This window comes from Pseudomonas sp. GW531-T4 (genome assembly GCF_017349615.1).
In the GTDB taxonomy this organism is placed as follows: Bacteria; Pseudomonadota; Gammaproteobacteria; order Pseudomonadales; family Pseudomonadaceae; genus Aquipseudomonas; species Aquipseudomonas chlororaphis_I.
The window spans coordinates 22354-41811 of sequence record NZ_JACMZT010000003.1; the positions used below are offsets into that span (position 1 = coordinate 22354).

20 protein-coding genes are annotated in these 19458 nt (G+C 63.2%); 10 read left to right on the forward strand and 10 right to left on the reverse strand.

What is annotated here, in order from left to right:
* The first annotated feature begins 19 nt into the window (after positions 1 to 19).
* From folE to J4D28_RS02990, 4 genes are read left to right on the forward strand one after another with little or no spacing between them, the layout of a single operon-like run.
* Entirely contained in the window at positions 20 to 580 is a 561-nt protein-coding gene (gene folE / locus J4D28_RS02975; RefSeq protein ID WP_009047022.1) for a GTP cyclohydrolase I FolE, read from the forward strand.
* A 2-nt stretch (positions 581 to 582) separates the two neighbouring features.
* Positions 583 to 954, forward strand: coding sequence for a dihydroneopterin triphosphate 2'-epimerase (gene folX / locus J4D28_RS02980; protein WP_007929829.1), 372 nt, complete (start codon positions 583 to 585; stop codon positions 952 to 954).
* A 37-nt stretch (positions 955 to 991) separates the two neighbouring features.
* Positions 992 to 1288: a DUF1244 domain-containing protein gene (locus J4D28_RS02985; protein WP_009047021.1), complete on the forward strand. Its 297-nt coding sequence runs from the start codon at positions 992 to 994 to the stop codon at positions 1286 to 1288.
* Positions 1281 to 1622, forward strand: coding sequence for a HopJ type III effector protein (locus tag J4D28_RS02990; RefSeq protein WP_096373093.1), 342 nt, complete (start codon positions 1281 to 1283; stop codon positions 1620 to 1622). The genes J4D28_RS02985 and J4D28_RS02990 overlap by 8 nt, the downstream gene beginning before the upstream one ends.
* A gap of 190 nt (positions 1623 to 1812) precedes the next feature.
* On the opposite strand, the gene trxB is transcribed toward J4D28_RS02990, so the two are convergent.
* Positions 1813 to 2775 carry a thioredoxin-disulfide reductase gene (gene trxB, locus J4D28_RS02995; RefSeq protein ID WP_009047019.1) on the reverse strand — a complete coding sequence of 321 codons (963 nt, stop codon included), beginning with the start codon at positions 2773 to 2775 and terminating at the stop codon, positions 1813 to 1815.
* A 311-nt stretch (positions 2776 to 3086) separates the two neighbouring features.
* Here trxB and cysZ point away from each other — a divergent pair, with 311 nt between their 5' ends.
* Both cysZ and J4D28_RS03005 read left to right on the forward strand, forming a co-directional pair.
* The gene (gene cysZ, locus J4D28_RS03000; protein ID WP_041985922.1) at positions 3087 to 3842 is read left to right on the forward strand and encodes a sulfate transporter CysZ; all 756 of its coding nucleotides are present in this window, start codon (positions 3087 to 3089) and stop codon (positions 3840 to 3842) included.
* Between the two features lie 40 nt (positions 3843 to 3882).
* Positions 3883 to 5082 carry a glycosyltransferase family 1 protein gene (locus J4D28_RS03005; protein ID WP_103330556.1) on the forward strand — a complete coding sequence of 400 codons (1200 nt, stop codon included), beginning with the start codon at positions 3883 to 3885 and terminating at the stop codon, positions 5080 to 5082.
* A gap of 107 nt (positions 5083 to 5189) precedes the next feature.
* Here J4D28_RS03005 and J4D28_RS03010 read toward each other — a convergent pair whose 3' ends face one another.
* The 3 genes from J4D28_RS03010 to J4D28_RS03020 form a co-directional block, all read right to left on the reverse strand.
* On the reverse strand, positions 5190 to 6293 hold the full coding sequence (locus tag J4D28_RS03010; RefSeq protein WP_103330559.1) for an NADH:flavin oxidoreductase: 1104 nt from the start codon (positions 6291 to 6293) through the stop codon (positions 5190 to 5192).
* A 207-nt stretch (positions 6294 to 6500) separates the two neighbouring features.
* Positions 6501 to 6983: a glutathione peroxidase gene (locus J4D28_RS03015; RefSeq protein WP_009047015.1), complete on the reverse strand. Its 483-nt coding sequence runs from the start codon at positions 6981 to 6983 to the stop codon at positions 6501 to 6503.
* 135 nt (positions 6984 to 7118) lie between these two features.
* Complete coding sequence (locus J4D28_RS03020) at positions 7119 to 7604, reverse strand: peptidylprolyl isomerase (RefSeq protein WP_007929845.1); 486 nt, start codon at positions 7602 to 7604, stop codon at positions 7119 to 7121.
* On the opposite strand from J4D28_RS03020, the gene J4D28_RS03025 reads away from it, so the two are divergent.
* From J4D28_RS03025 to J4D28_RS03035, 3 genes are all read left to right on the forward strand, one after another.
* Complete coding sequence (locus J4D28_RS03025; protein WP_016701719.1) at positions 7573 to 7911, forward strand: DUF3565 domain-containing protein; 339 nt, start codon at positions 7573 to 7575, stop codon at positions 7909 to 7911. The genes J4D28_RS03020 and J4D28_RS03025 overlap by 32 nt on opposite strands.
* Positions 7912 to 7973: 62 nt before the next feature.
* Positions 7974 to 10073 carry a phosphate acetyltransferase gene (pta, locus tag J4D28_RS03030; protein ID WP_028681669.1) on the forward strand — a complete coding sequence of 700 codons (2100 nt, stop codon included), beginning with the start codon at positions 7974 to 7976 and terminating at the stop codon, positions 10071 to 10073.
* Positions 10074 to 10979 (forward strand): acyltransferase, encoded by a 906-nt coding sequence (locus J4D28_RS03035; RefSeq protein ID WP_016701711.1) that lies wholly within the window; start codon positions 10074 to 10076, stop codon positions 10977 to 10979.
* Between the two features lie 163 nt (positions 10980 to 11142).
* Here J4D28_RS03035 and cysN read toward each other — a convergent pair whose 3' ends face one another.
* The 3 genes from cysN to J4D28_RS03050 form a co-directional block, all read right to left on the reverse strand.
* Positions 11143 to 13041: a sulfate adenylyltransferase subunit CysN gene (gene cysN, locus J4D28_RS03040; RefSeq protein ID WP_009047011.1), complete on the reverse strand. Its 1899-nt coding sequence runs from the start codon at positions 13039 to 13041 to the stop codon at positions 11143 to 11145.
* A 12-nt stretch (positions 13042 to 13053) separates the two neighbouring features.
* Entirely contained in the window at positions 13054 to 13971 is a 918-nt protein-coding gene (gene cysD, locus J4D28_RS03045) for a sulfate adenylyltransferase subunit CysD (protein ID WP_007929849.1), read from the reverse strand.
* 260 nt (positions 13972 to 14231) lie between these two features.
* Positions 14232 to 14990: a Nif3-like dinuclear metal center hexameric protein gene (locus J4D28_RS03050; RefSeq protein ID WP_009047010.1), complete on the reverse strand. Its 759-nt coding sequence runs from the start codon at positions 14988 to 14990 to the stop codon at positions 14232 to 14234.
* A gap of 102 nt (positions 14991 to 15092) precedes the next feature.
* On the opposite strand from J4D28_RS03050, the gene algW reads away from it, so the two are divergent.
* Complete coding sequence (gene algW / locus J4D28_RS03055; protein ID WP_025806436.1) at positions 15093 to 16247, forward strand: Do family serine endopeptidase AlgW; 1155 nt, start codon at positions 15093 to 15095, stop codon at positions 16245 to 16247.
* Positions 16248 to 16300: 53 nt separating this feature from the next.
* On the opposite strand, the gene hisC is transcribed toward algW, so the two are convergent.
* The 3 genes from hisC to hisG all read right to left on the reverse strand — a co-directional run bounded on the left by hisC (position 16301) and on the right by hisG (position 19443).
* Positions 16301 to 17353: a histidinol-phosphate transaminase gene (gene hisC / locus J4D28_RS03060; RefSeq protein ID WP_009047009.1), complete on the reverse strand. Its 1053-nt coding sequence runs from the start codon at positions 17351 to 17353 to the stop codon at positions 16301 to 16303.
* 2 nt (positions 17354 to 17355) lie between these two features.
* Positions 17356 to 18684 (reverse strand): histidinol dehydrogenase, encoded by a 1329-nt coding sequence (gene hisD, locus J4D28_RS03065; protein WP_009047008.1) that lies wholly within the window; start codon positions 18682 to 18684, stop codon positions 17356 to 17358.
* 123 nt (positions 18685 to 18807) lie between these two features.
* Complete coding sequence (hisG, locus tag J4D28_RS03070; protein WP_007929858.1) at positions 18808 to 19443, reverse strand: ATP phosphoribosyltransferase; 636 nt, start codon at positions 19441 to 19443, stop codon at positions 18808 to 18810.
* Positions 19444 to 19458 lie beyond the last annotated feature (15 nt).

Below are 19458 nucleotides of genomic sequence, written 5' to 3' on the forward strand. Positions count from 1 at the left end.
CTTCCCGCGAGGACGTTACATGACGCTTTCCCTGCCCCAGCATTACCGCGAGATCCTCAAGGATCTCGGCGAAGACCCCGAGCGCGAAGGTCTGCTCGACACCCCGCAACGCGCGGCCAAGGCCATGCAGTACCTGTGTCATGGCTACAGCCAGTCGGTGGACGAGGTGGTCAATGGCGCGCTGTTCGCCTCCGACAACGATGAAATGGTCATAGTCGCCGACATCGAGCTCTATTCCCTGTGCGAACATCACCTGCTGCCCTTCATCGGCAAGGCCCATGTGGCTTATATTCCCACCGGCAAGGTGCTGGGCCTGTCGAAGATCGCCCGGATCGTCGACATGTTCGCCCGCCGCCTGCAGATCCAGGAAAACCTCACGCGGGAAATCGCCGACGCGGTGCAGCGGGTGACCCAGGCCGCCGGTGTCGCGGTGGTCATCGAAGCCCAGCACATGTGCATGATGATGCGCGGCGTCGAGAAGCAGAACTCGACCATGCACACCTCGGTGATGCTCGGCGTCTTTCGCGAGTCGAGCACCACGCGCCAGGAATTCCTGCAATTGATCGGACGGAGCAAGTAGCAATGCCACAACTTCAGCCAGGAATGGCTCGCATCCGGGTCAAGGACCTGTGCCTGCGGACCTTCATCGGAATCAACGAGGACGAGATCCTCAACAAGCAGGATGTGCTGATCAACCTGACCATCCTGTATGCCGCGCAGGAAGCCGTGCGCGACAACGACATCGACCATGCGCTGAACTACCGCACCATCACCAAGGCGATCATCGCCCACGTGGAGGGCAACCGCTTTGCCCTGCTCGAGCGCCTGACCCAGGAGATCCTCGATCTGATCATGGCCAACGAATCGGTGCTGTACGCCGAGGTCGAGGTCGACAAACCCCACGCCCTGCGTTTCGCCGAGTCGGTGTCGATCACCCTCGCGGCCAGCCGCTGATATCATCCGCGCCACATTTGATCGCACAGAGCCGAACATGACCGAGCAACAACGCCTGGAACTCGAAGCCGCCGCCTTCCGTCGCCTGGTCGCGCACCTGGACAGCCGCAAGGACGTGCAGAACATCGACCTGATGAACCTCGCCGGCTTCTGCCGCAACTGCCTGTCCAAGTGGTACAAGGCCGAGGCCGACGAGCGCCAGATCGAGGTCAGCCTCGATGACGCCCGTGAAGTGGTGTATGGCATGCCCTACGCCGAGTGGAAGACTCTCTACCAGAAAGAAGCCAGCGCCGAGCAGCAAGCGGCGTTCGCCAAAGGAAAACCCCATGACTGACCTGAACACCCTGCGCGCCAGCCTCAAGAGCGGCGAGCACGTCTTCGCCGACACCCTGGCCTTTATCGCCGCTGGCTACGACTACCAGCCACAGGCCTTCGACAACGGCGGCGTGGAGAACGCCGCCGGGCAGAACGAAGGTTCGTGCAAGACCCTGGGCCTGGCCCTGCTGGAAGGCTTGAGCGACGAAGAAGCGCTGCTGGCGTTCGGCGAGCATTACCGCTCGGTGCTGGCCACCCCTGAGGGTAGCGACCACGGCAATATCCGCGCGCTGATCGCCCATGGCCTGGCGGGTGTGAAGTTCACCCAGCAGCCACTGACCCGCAAGGCCTGAGATCTAAACCCTGTAGCCGCTGCCGCAGGCTGCGATAGGTCCGCAGGACCTCCTGCGCCCTCAAAAGTGGCGCCCGCTTCGTCGGAATGCCGCCCAGATCGCTCGCAGCCTCGCGCTGCTCGGCAGCGGCTACAAGCTTCAATGATCCATAAAAAAACCGGCCTGGGCCGGTTTTTTCATTTCAACGGTCTCAGAACGAAGCGTTCTGCAGGCCGTCCAGGTAGCGCTCGGTGTCCAGCGCGGCCATGCAGCCGGCGCCGGCGGAGGTGATGGCCTGGCGGTACACGTGGTCGGCCACGTCACCGGCGGCGAAGATGCCTTCGATGCTGGTCGCGGTGGCGTTGCCTTCACGGCCGCCCTGCACCACCAGATAGCCGTCCTTGAGCTCCAGTTGGCCTTCGAACAGCGAAGTGTTCGGGGTGTGGCCGATGGCGATGAACACGCCGTCGACCTTGATCTCGTCGAAGCTGCCGTCGTTGTTCTTCAGGCGCGCACCGGTGACACCCATGTTGTCGCCCAGCACTTCGTCCAGGTTGGCGTTCAACTTGAGCTCGATCTTGCCTTCGGCAACCCGGGCATTGAGCTTGTCGATCAGGATCTTCTCGGCGCGGAAGGTATCGCGACGGTGGATCAGGGTGACCTTGCTGGCGATGTTGGCCAGGTACAGGGCTTCTTCGACAGCGGTGTTGCCGCCACCGACCACGGCCACTGGCTTGTTGCGATAGAAGAAACCGTCGCAGGTCGCGCAGGCCGACACGCCTTTGCCCATGAAGGCTTCTTCCGAAGGCAGGCCCAGGTAACGGGCGCTGGCACCGGTGGCGATGATCAGGGCGTCGCAGGTGTAGGTCGCGCTGTCGCCGGTCAGGGTGTAAGGCTTGGCGGCGAAGTCTACGGCATTGATGTGATCGAAGACGATTTCGGTTTCGAAACGCTCGGCGTGTTCACGCATGCGCTCCATCAGCGCCGGGCCGGTCAGGCCGTGGACGTCGCCCGGCCAGTTGTCGACTTCGGTGGTGGTGGTCAGCTGACCGCCGGCCTGCATGCCGGTAATCAACAGCGGCTTCAGGTTGGCGCGGGCGGCATAGACCGCGGCGCTGTAACCGGCAGGGCCGGAACCGAGAATAATCACACGCGAATGACGTACATCAGACATGACTCACTCCTATCGACCGGCCCGGATCTCTGGCGCGGAACGCCGGATTGCCGGCTGGAATAAAAAAGGACGGCGAAAGCACTTGGGGAAGGCTTCAGGTTCGCCCGTCCGAAAATAATGGGTGCAGCGTATAGAGGGGGCGAAGATTAAGGAAATACGGTTTAACAATCCAGCTCATAGGAGGTCTCTATCCGGTATCGGTGTATTTACCGGCGCCTTTGTTACAGTTGATGTCGACCTTGCGACCGCGCTTTCGCCGGTGGGGCAAAGCCGGTAAGGTCGGCGCGTTTTCCCCTTGCACGGAGCTCCCTATGCCCGCCCCCGTTCTGTCCGGCCCGCAATACCTGCGCGAAGGCCTCAAGCTGGTGCTCAGCCCCGGCCTGCGTCTGTTCGTCCTTTTGCCCCTGGCCATCAACCTGGTGCTGTTCGTCGGATTGATCTATTTCGCCGGCCACCAGTTCAGCCTGTGGGTCGACACCCTGATGCCTTCTTTGCCGGACTGGCTGAGCTTTCTCAGCTACATCCTCTGGCCGCTGTTCGTGGTGCTGGTGCTGCTGATGGTATTTTTCACCTTCACCATGCTGGCCAACGTGATCGCCGCGCCCTTCAACGGTTTTCTCGCGGAGAAAGTCGAAGTGGTGGTCCGCGGCACCGACGACTTCCCGCCCTTCAGCTGGGCCGAACTGCTGGCCATGATCCCGCGCACCCTGGCCCGGGAAATGCGCAAGCTGGGCTACTTCCTGCCACGGGCCATCGGCCTGTTCATCCTGTCCTTCATTCCGGTGGTGAACCTGGTGGCCGCGCCGCTGTGGCTGCTGTTCGGCGTGTGGATGATGGCGATCCAGTACATCGACTACCCGGCGGACAACCACAAGCTGGGCTGGAACGAGATGCTCGCCTGGCTGCGGGAAAAGCGCTGGCAGAGCATGAGCTTTGGCGGGATCGTCTACCTGGTGCTGCTGATCCCGGTGGTCAACATCCTGATGATGCCGGCGGCGGTGGCCGGGGCGACGCTGTTCTGGGTGCGTGAGCGCGGCGCGGAAAACCTGGTGGTCCAGCAACGCTGAGCAGGTCATAAATCCATCATCGCAACGTCACAATGACGACATGGCCTCGGCTGACACTGAGGTCATGACGACAGCTCTGCATATCACTCTGATCACCGAAACCTTCCCACCGGAAATCAATGGCGTGGCCAATACCCTTGGCCGCCTGTGCGATGGATTGCGCGCCCGTGGACACCAGGTGGAACTGATCCGCCCGCGCCAGGGCAGCGATCAGAGCCGGGTCAGCGACGACGGTCTGCTGCTGTGCCGTGGCTGGCCACTGCCAGGCTATCCGGGGCTGCAATGGGGCCAGTCGTCGATGCACAAGCTGTTGCGGCGCTGGAAACGCCATCGCCCGGATGTGCTGTACATCGCCACCGAAGGCCCGCTGGGCCTGTCCGCGCTACGAGCGGCGCGGCGCCTGGGGATTTCCGTGGTCAGCGGTTTCCACACCAACTTCCAGCAGTACTCCAGCCAGTACGGCCTGGGTTTGCTGACGCGCCTGCTGACCCACTACCTGCGCTGGTTCCACAACCGCTCCAAGCTGACCCTGGTGCCCAGCGCCAGCCAACGCCTGGAACTGGAGCGGCGTAACTTCGAACGCCTGGCACTGCTGTCCCGCGGGGTCGACAGCCAACTGTTCCACCCAGCCAAACGCCTCAACAAGCTGCGCGAAAGCTGGGGCCTGGGCAGCGACGATATCGCGGTGATCCATGTCGGCCGCCTGGCGCCGGAGAAGAACCTGGGCCTGCTCAAGCGCTGCTTCGCCCAGCTGCAGGAGACTTATCCACAGCAGTCCATGAAGTTGATCGTGGTGGGCGATGGCCCGCAACGCGCGGTGCTGCAGAAGGAGTTGCCGGACGCAGTGTTTTGCGGCTCGCAGCGCGGTGAAACACTGGCCAGTCACTATGCCTCGGGGGATCTGTTTCTGTTCCCGAGCCTGACCGAAACCTTCGGCAACGTGGTGCTCGAGGCCCTGGCCTCGGGGCTGGCCGTGGTGGCCTACGACCAGGCCGCGGCGGCCCAGCATATTCGCCATGGCTACAACGGTGTGCTGGCGATGCCCGGGGACGAATGCGCGTTCTGCGATGCAGCCAGTTGGCTGCTGGAGGAGCGCGAGACCTTGCGTCGGGTACGCCTCAATGCTCGCCAGCATGCCAGCCGTCAGGGCTGGGCGGCGATCATCGAGCAGTTTGAAACCCAGCTGCGGGGTGCCTGCACGGAAACCGTGCTGATGCCTGAGGGGCGGCTTTTGCCCTAGATTAAAAAGCATCGCGGGCAAGCCTCGCTCCTACACAGATGTTGGTCCTGTAGAAGCGGGCGGGAGGCGATCCGACTTGCCCGCGATAGCCTTTCCAGGCGCTGCGCTCAGACCAGCGTCATCAACGCCTCACGGCTGAACGGCAGGATGTCCTGCTCGCGGCCGTCACGCACCTTCTGCGCCCAGTCCGGGTCCACCAGCAATGCGCGTCCTACCGCCACCAGATCGAACTCATCATTGTTCAGGCGCTCCAGGAGCTTTTCCAGGCTCGCCGGCTGCGCCACCTTGTCGGTATTGACCATGAACTGCAGGAACTCGCCGTCGAGGCCGACGCTGCCCACGGTGATGGTCGGCTTGCCGGTGAGCTGGCGGGTCCAGCCGGCCAGGTTCAGCTCGGAGCCTTCGAACTCCGGTTCCCAGAAACGCCGGGTGGAGCAATGGAAGATATCCACACCGGCCTCCGCCAGCGGCTTGAGAAACTCACCCAGGGCCTCGGGGGTTTGTACCAGGCGAGCGCTGTAGTCCTGCTGCTTCCACTGCGAGAAGCGGAAGATGATCGGGAAGCCAGGGCCCACCGCGGCGCGCATGGCCTGGATCAGCTCGATGGCAAACCGCGAACGCTGGGCCAGGTCGCCACCGTACTCGTCGGTACGCTGGTTGCTGCCTTCCCAGAAGAACTGGTCGATCAGGTAACCGTGGGCGCCATGGATCTCCACGCCGTCCATGCCGATGCTCTGGGCATCCTTGGCGGCCTGGGCGAAGGCGGCGATCACTTCACGGATATCGTCCTGGGTCATGCCGTGGACCACCACCTGGCCGTCCTTGAGCTTTTCCGACGGGCCGTAACCCGGCACGCTGGCATCCGGCTCGGTGCCCAGGCGGCGCACGTTGCCCACATGCCACAGCTGCGGAACGATCTTGCCGCCTTCGGCGTGCACCGCGTCCACCACCTTCTTCCAGCCGGCCAAGGCCGCTTCGCCATAAAAGCGCGGCACGTTCGGATAACCGTTGGAGGCCTTGTGCCCGACCGTGGTGCCTTCGGTGATGATCAGGCCGACCCCGGCCGCGGCGCGACGACGGTAGTACTCGATGACTTTCGAGTTCGGCACGCCACCCGGGGAAAACGAACGAGTCATCGGCGCCATCACCACGCGGGTCGACAGCTCCAGGGCACCCAGCTGAAAGGGTTTGAACAAGGCTTGAACGGGCATGCTGTACTCCAGGGCTGAGGGTCTGAATCGCAGGAAGCGGCAGGTCGGGCGGGTGCGCCGACGACCTTATGATGGCGATAATATTCCGTGCCCCAGGCAACGCCCAGCACTATTGACCGGGGTGATTAAGGTGCCAAAGCGCAGAGAAGCAAGGGATGCGCGAACGCGCGGTAAAACCGGCCGGGCAGCGGGGCCCGGCGTGCAGATTCAGCTCAAGGCTTTTTCGATGGCCTGGACCACGGTCGGATCATCGGGTGCGGTACGTGGGGAGAAACGCGCCAGGACGCGACCGTCCTTGCCCAGCAGGAACTTCTCGAAGTTCCAGGTGATGTCGCCCGGGAATTCCGCCCCTTCGCCCGCCAGCAGACGGTACAACTGATGGCGCTCCGGACCGTTGACTTCCAGCTTGCTGCTCAACGGAAAGGTCACCCCGTAGTTGAGGCTGCAGAACTCCTGGATCTCCTGCTCGGAGCCCGGCTCCTGCCCGGCGAACTGATTGCACGGCAGGCCCAGCACGCTGAACCCCTGGCCTTTGTATTGCTGGTAGAGGTTCTCCAGCGCCGCGTATTGTGGTGTCAGACCACACTTGGAGGCGACGTTGACCACCAGCACGACGTGCCCCTTGAAAGGCGCGAGCGGTAGCTCCTGACCATCCAGGGCTTTCAATTTAAGGTCGTGAAAAGCACTCATGACGAACTCCAAATTCCCGTGTTCTTGCAGAAAACAGCCACTCGACAGTACCGCCTGTTGCCCGGCGATAAAAGCCGCCGACTAAAAAGGCGCCCTCGGGCGCCTCTCCAGTCAGATTTGAGCTTAGCGCAGAAATCAGTGGTGATGGCCACCTTCGCCATGGACGTGACCATGGGCGATTTCTTCCTGGCTGGCGTCACGGATGTCGACAACCTTGACCTTGAAGTTCAGGCGCTGGCCGGCCAGCGGGTGGTTGCCGTCGACGGTCACGTCGTCGCCGTCCAGGTCGCGGATGGTGACGATCTGCATCTGGCCGTCCGGAGCGGAAGCGTGGAACTGCATGCCCACTTCCAGTTCGTCGACGCCTTCGAACATGCTGCGGCTCAGGGTGCTGACCAGTTCGGCGGCGTATTCGCCGTAGGCATCTTCCGGCTCAACGGCAACGCTCAGCTCGTCGCCGACGTTCTTGCCTTCCAGGGCCTTTTCCAGGCCTGGAATGATGTTCCCTGCGCCATGCAGGTAGACCAGCGGGGCGCCGCCGGCAGAGCTGTCGATGACCTCACCAGCGTCGTTGGTGAGGGTATAGTCGATGGAGACAGCCTTATTGGCGGCGATCAGCATGGGGCGAGACCTTTTGCATAAGAATGAAGAACGTCCAAGTTTAGCGAAGCAATCGCCCGAAAGCGAACGGAACCCGGACAAACGGAACGCGGCGCCAGGCTCGACGATCGTCGGCTTTCATCAGGATGAAGACGGCCACTGGGTCGTCGAGCTGTCCTGTGGCCATACCCAGCACCTGCGCCACCAGCCGCCCTGGCAATCGCGGGCCTGGATCCTGGATCCGCACAAACGCCTGGAAAAAATAGGCCAGCCCTTTGCCTGCGGTTGGTGCGCACAAGGCTCGGTTAGCGCTAACCTTGGCGCCTGAATTTCCGGTAGAGCAGTACACATAAGCGACTCACCGTTGCCATGCACCCTTCGAGAATCCGCATGCAAACTTTTTTTATCGCACCCACCGATTTTGGCGTGGGTCTGACCTCCATCAGCCTCGGGCTGGTGCGTACCCTGGAACGGGCCGGCCTCAAGGTCGGCTTCTTCAAACCCATTGCCCAGCCTCACCCAGGCGATACCGGCCCTGAGCGCTCGACCGAGCTGGTGGCCCGCACCCATGGCCTGAAACCGCCGCAGCCGCTGGGCCTGGCCCATGTCGAACGGATGCTCGGCGACGGCCAGCTGGACGAGTTGCTGGAAGAAATCATCACCCTGTACCAGCAGGCGGCCGTCGGCAAGGACGTGCTGGTGGTCGAAGGCATGGTGCCGACCCGTAGCGCCAGCTATGCCGCACGGGTCAACCTGCACCTGGCGAAAAGCCTGGATGCCGAGGTGATCCTGGTGTCCGCCCCGGAAAACGAAGTGCTCACCGAGCTGTCCGGTCGCGTGGAGTTGCAAGCGCAGTTGTTCGGCGGCCCGCGCGACCCGAAAGTGCTGGGGGTGATCCTCAACAAGGTGCATACCGACGAAAGCATGGAGGCCTTTTCCGCCCGTCTGAAAGAGCACTCGCCCCTGCTGCGCAGCGGCGACTTCCGCCTGCTCGGCTGCATCCCCTTCCAGCCGGAACTGAACGCACCGCGCACCCGCGACGTCGCCGACCTGATGGGCGCCCAGGTGCTCAACGCCGGCGACTACGAAAGCCGGCGCATGACCAAGATCATCATCTGCGCGCGCACCATGCGTAACACCGTGGAGCTGCTCAAGCCCGGCGTGCTGGTGGTGACGCCCGGCGATCGCGACGACATCATCCTCGCCGTGAGCCTGGCGGCGATCAACGGCGTGCCCCTGGCCGGGTTACTGCTGACCAGCGACACCCTGCCCGACCCTCGGATCATGGACCTGTGCCGTGGCGCCCTGAATGCCGGCCTGCCGGTGCTGTCGGTGAGCACCGGCTCCTACGACACCGCCAACCAGCTGAACAGCCTGAACAAGGAAATCCCCATCGATGACCGCGAGCGCGCGGAGATCATTACCGACTTCGTCGCCAGCCACCTGGACGCCAAGTGGCTGCACCAGCGTTGCGGCACGCCGCGGGAAATGCGCCTGTCGCCGGCGGTGTTCCGCTACCAGTTGATCCAGCGCGCCCAGGAAGCCAACAAGCGCATTGTCCTGCCCGAAGGCAGCGAGCCGCTGACCGTGCAGGCCGCGGCGATCTGCCAGGCGCGCGGCATCGCCCGTTGCGTGCTGCTGGCCAAGCCGGCGGATGTCGAGGCGGTCGCCCGGGCCCAGGGCATCGAGTTGCCGCCTGGCCTGGAAGTCATCGACCCGGACCAGATCCGCGAACGCTACGTCGAGCCGATGGTGGCGCTGCGCAAGAGCAAGAGCCTCAACGCGCCGATGGCCGAACAGCAACTGGAAGACCCGGTGGTGATCGGCACCATGATGCTGGCCCTGGACGAAGTCGATGGCCTGGTCTCCGGCCTGATCCACTCCACCGCCAATACCATCCGCCCGGCCCTGCAACTGATCAAGACCGCGCCGGGCTGCACCCTGGTGTCGTCGGTGTTTTTCATGCTGTTCCCCGAGCAGGTGCTGGTCTACGGCGACTGCGTGATGAACCCGCACCCGAGCGCCAGCGAACTGGCCGAGATCGCCCTGCAAAGCGCCGACTCGGCGGCCGCGTTCGGCATCACCCCGCGGGTGGCGATGATCAGTTACTCCAGCGGCGAGTCGGCCAGCGGTGAAGAAGTGGAGAAAGTCCGCGAAGCCACCCTGCTGGCCCATGAAGCCCAGAACTCGCTGCTGATCGACGGCCCGTTGCAATACGACGCCGCGGCCAACGAAGCCGTGGCCCAGCAACTGGCACCCAACAGCCAGGTCGCCGGCAAGGCCACGGTGTTCGTGTTCCCCGACCTGAACACCGGCAACACCACCCACAAGGCCGTGCAACGCAGCGCCGACTGCGTCAGCCTCGGGCCGATGCTGCAAGGCCTGCGCAAGCCGGTGAACGACCTGCCCCGTGGCGCCCAGGTCGACGACATCGTCTACACCATTGCCCTGACTGCGATTCAAGCCGCCAACCGACCTCTGGATGTGTAAATGCTGGATTTTCTACCTGCACCGCTGCGAGGCGTGATCGCCTCGCTGTTGTTGGCGCTCAACACCATCGTCTGCTGTACACCGTTGTTCGTGGTGGCGATCTTCAAGTTGCTGCTGCCTTTCCCGGCGGCCCAGCGCTTCACCGACTGGCTGATGAGCCACATCCATGAAGCCTGGATCAGCAACAACAAGGCCTGGATGAACCTGTTCGGGCACACCCGCTGGCACCTCAGCGGGCTCGACGGCCTGGACTACCGGCACTCGTACCTGATCACCAGCAATCACCAGAGCTGGGTCGACATCATGGTCCTGCAGTACGTGCTCAACCGGCGTATCCGCCCGCTGAAGTTCTTCCTCAAGCAGGAACTGATCTGGGTCCCGGTGATTGGCCTCGCCTGGTGGGCCCTGGGCTTCCCGTTCATGAAGCGCTACTCCAAGGCCTACCTGGAAAAACACCCGGAGAAAAAGGGCAAGGACCTGGAGACCACCCGCAAGACCTGCGCGAAGTTCCGCGACAACCCGGTGGGCATCTTCAACTTCGTCGAAGGCACACGCTTCACCAAGGCCAAGCATGCGCAACAGGCCTCGCCGTTCCGCCACCTGCTCAAGCCCAAGGCCGGCGGCATTGCCTTCGTGCTGGACGCCATGGGCGAGCAACTGGAGTCCATCGTCAACGTCACCATCCACTACCCGGCGGGCCAGCCGGGTTACTGGGACCTGTTGTGCGGCAAGGTCAATGAAGTGGTGGTGCATTTCGAGGAGCTGCCGATTCCACCGCAGTTCATCGGCAAGAACTACGACCAGGATGGCGTGTACCGCCTGGAGTTCCAGGGCTGGATCAACCAGCTGTGGCAGAACAAGGATGCGCTGCTGGAGCAGATGCATCGGGAGTATCCGGGGAAGTAATGAAGCGCCTGTAAGGGCCTCATCGCGGGCAAGCCTCGCTCCTACAGAAGCGAGCGTGTTGCTCCTGTGTAGGAGCGAGGCTTGCCCGCGATAGCCTTCTCAAGGCCACAAAAAAGCCCGCCGTCGATCACTCGACGGCGGGCTTTTTATTGGACGCTAAGGCTTAGATCGCGCCGCGCTTGCGCAGCAGTTCCAGCACTTGCTTGACGCCTTCTTCCAGCGACACGGACTGGGTGTCGATCACCAGATCGGCATCCAGCGGTACGTCGTACGGGAAGGACTCGCCCGGGATGTTATCCCCACCCGCGGCGTACAGGCCCTGCGGATCACGCTCGGCGCAGACCGCCGGCGAAGCCTGGACGTAGACCGTCAGCAGACGCTCCTTGCCGATCAGCTCCCTGGCCTGTTCACGACCTTCCGCACTCGGTGCGACGAATGCCGCCAGGGTCAGCAGGCCGGCTTCGTTGAACTGACGCGCCACGTGCGCGGCACGCCGCCAGTTCTCGGTGCGCCCGGCGCGATCCTGTGGCAGGCCCTTGTTCAGGTCGTGACGCAGGTTCTGGCCGTCGAGGACGAACACCGCACGGCCCATGTCGAACAGCTTGCGCTCGACCGCATAGGCCAGGGTGCTCTTGCCGGCGCCGGACAGGCCGCTGAACAGCACGGTGGCCGGTTGCTGGCCGAAGCGCTGGGCGCGCTCCTCGGTGGCGACATGGGCCAGCTTGCCATGGTGCGTGGCGCTGCCATGCACCACAGGCTGGGCGACGATCATGCCGGCGCCGACGGTGCCGTTGGTCAAGCGGTCGATGACGATGAAGGCACCGGTGGTGCGGTTGCTGTCGTAACCGTCGAGGGCGATCGGCGCATCGAGGGCGATCTTGACCTTGCCGATCTCGTTCAGCTGCAGAGCGCTGGCCGGACCTTCTTCAAGGGTGTTCACGTCGACTCTGTTGACGATGCTGGCGATGGAGCCCGGCACGTAACTGGTGGCGCGCTTGATGTCGTATTTCTTGCCCGGCAGCATCGGCTCTTCGGCCATCCATACCAGCATGGCTTCGAAGCTGTCGGTCACCGGCGGTACGTTGTCGGCATGCACCAGCAGGTCGCCACGGGAGATGTCGATCTCGTCTTCCATGGTCAGGGTCACGGCCTGGCCCGGGCCGGCATGCTCCAGCTCGCCTTCGAAGGTGACGATGGATTTCACCCGGCTGCTCTTGCCCGACGGCAGCACCACGACTTCGTCGCCCTTGTGCACGATGCCGCTGGCCAGGGTCCCGGCGAAACCACGGAAGTTCAGGTTCGGACGGTTGACGTACTGCACCGGGAAACGCAGGTCGGTGAAATTGCGATCGCCCGCCACTTCCACGGTCTCGAGGATTTCCATCAGCGACTGGCCGGTGTACCACGGCGAGCGCTCGGACTTGTTCACCACGTTGTCGCCCTTGAGGGCCGACATCGGCACGAAGTGCAGGCTGGTGGGCTTCATCTTCAAGCCTTCGGCGAACTTCAGGTAGTCGGCCTTGATCGACTCGAACACGCCCTGGTCGAAGTCCTTGAGGTCCATCTTGTTGATGGCCACGACTATGTGCTTGATGCCCAGCAGGGAGGCGATGAAGCTGTGGCGACGGGTCTGGGTCTGCACGCCGTAGCGGGCATCCACCAGGATGATCGCCAGGTCACAGGTGGAAGCACCGGTGGCCATGTTGCGGGTGTACTGCTCATGGCCGGGGGTGTCGGCGATGATGAATTTGCGCTTGGCGGTGGAGAAATAGCGGTAGGCGACATCGATGGTGATGCCCTGCTCACGCTCGGCCTGCAGGCCGTCGACCAGCAACGCCAGGTCGATGTCGTCACCGGTGGTGCCGACTTTTTTCGAGTCGCGGGTAATGGCTTCCAGATGGTCTTCGTAGATCATCTTCGAGTCGTGCAGCAGGCGCCCGATCAGGGTGCTCTTGCCGTCGTCGACGTTACCGCAAGTCAGGAAGCGCAGCAGTTCTTTGCGTTCGTGCTGGGCCAGGTAGGCGAGGATGTCCTCGCTGATCAATTCGGATTGATGCGACATGTTAGACCCTACTTAGAAATAGCCCTGACGTTTCTTGTCTTCCATGGAACCGGCGCCATCGTGATCGATGACCCGGCCCTGGCGCTCGGAAGTTCGCGTCAGGAGCATTTCCTGAATGATGTCCGTCAGGCTTTCGGCCTCGGACTCCACCGCGCCCGTCAACGGGTAGCAGCCAAGGGTACGGAAACGCACCTTCTTCTTGACGATGCGGGCCTTCTCCTCGTCGGAGAGGTGCTCGAGGATGCGCTCGTCGTCGATCATGATCAGGGTGCCGTTCTTCTCGATCACTTCGCGCTCGGCGGCGAAGTACAGCGGCACGATCGGGATGCCTTCGAGGTAGATGTATTGCCAGATGTCCAGCTCGGTCCAGTTCGACAGCGGGAAGACGCGGATCGACTCGCCCTTGTTGACCTTGCCGTTGTAGACATTCCACAGCTCGGGGCGCTGGTTCTTCGGGTCCCAGCGATGCTTGCTGTCGCGGAACGAGTACACGCGCTCCTTGGCGCGGGACTTCTCTTCGTCACGCCGGGCACCGCCGAACGCCGCATCGAAACCGTACTTGTCCAGCGCCTGCTTGAGGCCCTCGGTTTTCATGATGTCGGTGTGCTTGGCACTGCCGTGGGTGAAGGGGTTGATGCCCTGCGCAACGCCTTCCGGGTTGACGTGGGTGATCAGTTCCAGGCCCAGCTCCTCGACCATGCGATCGCGGAACTTGTACATCTCCTGGAATTTCCACTGGGTGTCGACGTGCATCACCGGAAACGGCAGCTTGCCCGGGAAGAACGCCTTGCGCGCCAGGTGCAGCATCACGGCGGAGTCTTTACCGATGGAGTACAGCATCACCGGGTTGTCGAACTCGGCGGCCACCTCGCGGATGATGTGGATGCTTTCCGCCTCCAGCTGTTTCAGATGCGTCAGTTTGTCGACCATGGCTACTCACGAAAGCTTTCTTATGGACGGCCTGCGGGCCGTGTTCGAGCGGGGCATGCTAGCACAGCGACCTCTTCTAATCAGGACGCCAGCTAGATCGAAACGGTATATGAATATACCCGCCTGTTTGCTGTGTTTACGCCTCTCTGTAGCCGCTGCCGCAGGCTGCGATCGACTGCGCGGCAGGCGTGCTCTCGAAGGTCATGCGAAGCCCCTTCGGGCCTTGTCGTCGCCTGCGGCAGCGGCTACAGGACAAGGCTTTATATAGGGTTCGGGCAGTCGATGAACAAGTGCTCGAGGGCGAAGCGGCGGGCCAGGTAATCCCCCAGCGCCTGCACGCCGTAACGCTCGGTGGCGTGATGACCGGCGGCGATAAAACTGATGTCGTTTTCCCGGGCGCTGTGGAAGGTCTGCTCCGAGGCCTCGCCGCTCAGGTACAGATCGACGCCGGCCAGCACCGCCTGGTCGATGTAGCCCTGGCCGCCGCCGGTGCACCAGCCGACACGCCGGATCATCTTGCTGCCTTCGACCACCAGCGGCTCGCGCCCCATCACCTCCTGGACCTTGCGCGCGAAGTCCCGCGCGGTCATGGGCTCGGCAAGGGAACCGACCAGCCCGACGATCTTCAGGTTGTCCGGGTCCAGCGGACCTTCCACAGTAATATCCAGTTGCCGCGCCAGTTGCACGTTGTTGCCGACGTCCGGGTGCAGGTCCAGCGGCAGGTGATAAGCCAGCAGGCTGATATCGTGCTTGAGCAGGGTTTTCAGCCGACGCTGCTTCATGCCGGTGATGCAGGGGTTCTCGCCTTTCCAGAAATAGCCGTGATGCACCAGCACCAGATCGGCATTGGCCTCCACCGCGGCATCGAGCAATGCCTGGCTGGCCGTGACGCCGCTGACGATGCGCAGCACCTGTGGACGACCTTCGACCTGCAGGCCATTGGGGCAGTAATCGGCAATTCGCGAACTGCCCAGGTAGCGGTCCGCCTCCTCTACCAGAGTGCTCAGGGCAACGGCCATAAAAGACTCCTAAATATCCCGTTCAGAGGCGCGCGCGGCCTCGTATAATGCGCGACATTATGGGCCGTCCCGGGCGGCCTGCAACCTCTCAGGACTTGCTCAATGCTCAAGGCTCTGCGTTTTTTTGGCTGGCCGCTGTTGGCCGGCGTGCTTATCGCGTTGCTGATAATTCAGCGTTACCCGCAATGGGTCGGCCTGCCCAGCCTGGACGTCAACCTGCAGCAAGCCCCGCAAACCAAGGCGCTTCGACAAGGCCCGGTGTCCTATGCCGATGCCGTGGCAATCGCCGCGCCGGCGGTGGTCAACCTGTACACCACCAAGGTCATCAACAAACCGGCGCACCCGTTGTTCGAGGACCCACAGTTCCGCCGCTTCTTCGGCGACAACCTGCCCAAGCAGCAACGCATGGAGTCGAGCCTGGGTTCCGGGGTGATCATGAGCCCCGAAGGTTATCTGCTGACCAACAACCACGTGACCTCCGGCGCCGAGCAGATTGTGGTGGCGCTCAAGGACGGTCGTGAAACCCTGGCCCACGTAATCGGCAGCGACCCGGAAACCGACCTGGCGGTCCTCAAGATCGACCTGAAGAACCTGCCCTCGATCACCGTCGGGCGCTCCGACAGCATCCGCATCGGTGACGTGACCCTGGCCATCGGCAACCCGTTCGGGGTCGGCCAGACCGTGACCATGGGCATCATCAGCGCCACCGGACGCAATCAGCTGGGCCTGAACAACTACGAAGACTTCATCCAGACCGACGCGGCGATCAACCCGGGCAACTCCGGCGGCGCGCTGGTGGATGCCAACGGCAACCTGACCGGGATCAACACGGCGATCTTCTCCAAGTCCGGCGGCTCCCAGGGCATTGGCTTCGCCATCCCGATCAAGCTGGCCATGGAGGTGATGAAGTCGATCATCGAGCACGGCCAGGTGATTCGTGGCTGGCTGGGCATCGAGGTGCAGCCGCTGACCCAGGAACTGGCCGAATCGTTCGGCTTGTCCGGGCGTCCGGGCATCGTGGTGGCGGGGATTTTCCGCGACGGTCCGGCGCAAAAGGCCGGCATGCAGTTGGGTGACGTGATTCTCAGCATCGATGGCGAACCGGCCGGCGATGGCCGTCGCTCGATGAACCAGGTGGCGCGGATCAAACCCAGCGACAAGGTCAGCATCCAGGTGATGCGCAACGGCAAGGAGCTCAAGCTCACCGCCGAAATCGGCCTGCGCCCGCCACCGGCGCCGGTCAAGGAAAAAGAGTAAAAGCATCGCCAGCCAGCTCGCTCCAACAGGAGAGAGCTGGCTGGCGATAGGGCTTACAGCTCGCCCAGGCCGTCGATCAGGGCCTGGTTCTGCTCCGGCGTGCCGATACTGATCCGCAGGAACTGGGCAATCCGCTCCTGCTTGAAGTGCCGGACAATCACCCCCTGCTCCCGCAGCTTGGCCGCCAGGCCCGCCGCATCGTGTTGCGGATGACGGGCGAAAATGAAGTTGGCGGCCGACGGCAGCACTTCAAAGCCCTTGGCACGCAACTGCGCCACCACCTGCTCGCGGCTATCGATCACCAGCTGGCAGGTCTTGGCGAAGTACTCGCGATCCTCGAATGCCGCCGCGGCGCCGACGATCGCCAGGCGATCCAGCGGGTAGGAGTTGAAGCTGTTCTTGATCCGCTCCAGCGCTTCGATCAGGTCCGGGTGCCCCACCGCCAGGCCGACCCGCAGGCCCGCCAGCGAACGGGACTTGGACAGGGTCTGGGTCACCAGCAGGTTCGGGTAACGGTCCACCAGGCTGATGGCGGTTTCACCGCCGAAGTCGATGTACGCCTCGTCCACCACCACGACCGAATCCGGGCTGGCCTTGAGGATCTGCTCGACGGCCTCCAGGGCCAGCAGGCAGCCGGTCGGCGCGTTCGGGTTGGGGAAGATGATCCCGCCGTTCGGCCTGGCGTAATCGGCTGGGCGGATCTGGAACTGCTCGTCCAGCGGCACCGCGTCGAAGTCGATGCCATACAGGCCGCAATACACTGGATAGAAGCTGTAGCTGATGTCCGGGAACAGCAGCGGCTGGTCGTGCTGCAACAAGCCGTGGAAGATGTGCGCCAGCACTTCGTCGGAACCGTTGCCGAGGAACACCTGGTTGCTCTGTACCCCGTAATACCGGGCCACCGCCTGCTTGAGCAGGTCGCTGTTGGGGTCGGGGTACAGGCGCAGGTTATCGTTCAGTTCACCCTGCATCGCGGCCAGCGCCTTGGGCGAAGGGCCGTAAGGGTTTTCGTTGGTGTTGAGCTTGACCAGCTTGGTCAGCTTCGGCTGTTCGCCCGGCACATAGGGCACCAAGCCCTTGACGAACGGACTCCAGAATTTACTCATGCTTATTGCCCCTGTTCCTGGTCAGCGATGATCCGGTATTCCGCACTGCGGGCGTGGGCGCTCAGCGACTCGCCACGGGCCAACACCGAGGCGGTCTTGCCCAGTTCGGAAGCGCCCTGCTCCGAGCAGAAAATGATCGACGAACGTTTCTGGAAGTCATACACCCCCAGCGGCGAAGAGAAGCGCGCCGTGCCGGAAGTCGGCAACACGTGGTTCGGACCCGCGCAGTAGTCGCCCAGGGCCTCGGAGGTGTGACGCCCCATGAAGATCGCACCGGCGTGACGGATCTGCGGCAACCAGGCCTGCGGATCGGCGACAGACAGTTCGAGGTGCTCCGGAGCGATGCGGTTGGCCACTTCGATGGCCTGTTGCATGTCGCGCACCTGGATCAGGGCGCCACGGCCGTTGATCGACGTGTTGATGATTTCCGCGCGCTCCATGGTCGGCAGCAGCTTGGCGATGCTGGCGGCGACCTGATCGAGGAACGCCGCGTCCGGGCTGACCAGGATCGCCTGGGCGTCTTCGTCGTGCTCGGCCTGGGAGAACAGGTCCATGGCGATCCAGTCCGGATCGGTCTGGCCGTCGCACACCACCAGGATCTCCGAAGGACCAGCGATCATGTCGATGCCGACCTGGCCGAATACGTGACGCTTGGCGGTGGCCACATAGATGTTGCCCGGGCCGACCACCTTGTCCACCTGCGGCACGCTCTCGGTGCCATAGGCCAGGGCGGCTACGGCCTGGGCGCCACCGATGGTGAACACCCGGTCGACGCCAGCGATACAGGCCGCGGCCAGCACCAGTTCGTTAACCTCGCCGCGCGGGGTCGGCACCACCATCACCACTTCGGTGACGCCCGCCACTTTGGCCGGGATGGCATTCATCAACACCGAGGATGGATAAGACGCTTTGCCGCCCGGCACATACAGGCCGGCGCGATCCAGCGGCGTGACCTTCTGGCCCAGCACCGTGCCGTCGGCTTCGGTGTAGCTCCAGGAGTCCTGTTTCTGTTTTTCGTGGTAGCTGCGCACCCGCGCCGCGGCTTTTTCCAGGGCTTCGCGCTGGGCCACGGTGATCCGGGTCAGGGCCAGTTCCAGGCGCTCGCGCGGCAGGATCAGGTCGGCCATGGACGCCACTTGCAGGCCGTCGAAACGCTGGGTGAATTCCACCAGCGCCGCGTCGCCGCGCTCGCGCACCGCCTTGATGATGTCCAGCACCCGCTGATTGACCGAGTCGTCAGACACACTTTCCCAGCTCAGCAGATGATCCAGATGATGCGCGAAATCCGGGTCAGCAGCGTTGAGTCGGCGAATCGAAGTGGGAGCGGTCATAGCGAGGGCCTCATTGAATGGCTAATGCTCAGGCACCCTAAGCTACCAGTCCATTCGCGCGGGCACCTGAGAAAATTGGCTATGACACGGATAGACGGGCGCGGCTCGCGCCGCGCGAGTGAATCAACCGCGGTGTCGCGACTCCACTGCTTTGCGCAGGGTGTCGATCAGTGCCTGGATGCGGGCGTGCTGCATTTTCATGGAGGCCTTGTTGACCACCAGACGGGAACTGATCATGGAAATCAGCTCCTGGGGCTCCAGGCCGTTGGCCCGCAGGGTGTTGCCGGTGTCGACCACGTCGATGATCTTGTCGGCCAGACCGATCAGCGGCGCCAGCTCCATCGAGCCGTACAGCTTGATGATGTCGACCTGGCGACCCTGCTCGGCGTAGTAACGCTTGGCAACGTTGACGAACTTGGTGGCGACGCGCAGACGGCCCTTGGGCTCGACCGCGCCGATGGCACCGGCGGTCATCAGCTTGCACTGGGCGATCTGCAGGTCCAGCGGCTCGTACAGGCCCTGGCCGCCGTATTCCATCAGCACATCTTTACCGGCGACGCCGAGGTCGGCGGCACCATGTTCGACATAGGTCGGCACGTCGGTGGCGCGCACGATCAGCAAGCGCACGTCGGCCTGGGTCGTGGGGATGATCAGCTTGCGGCTCTTGTCCGGATTCTCGGTGGGCACGATGCCGGCTTCAGCCAGAAGCGGCAAGGTGTCATCAAGGATGCGGCCCTTGGACAGTGCGATGGTCAACATGGGAAACGTAAGTCC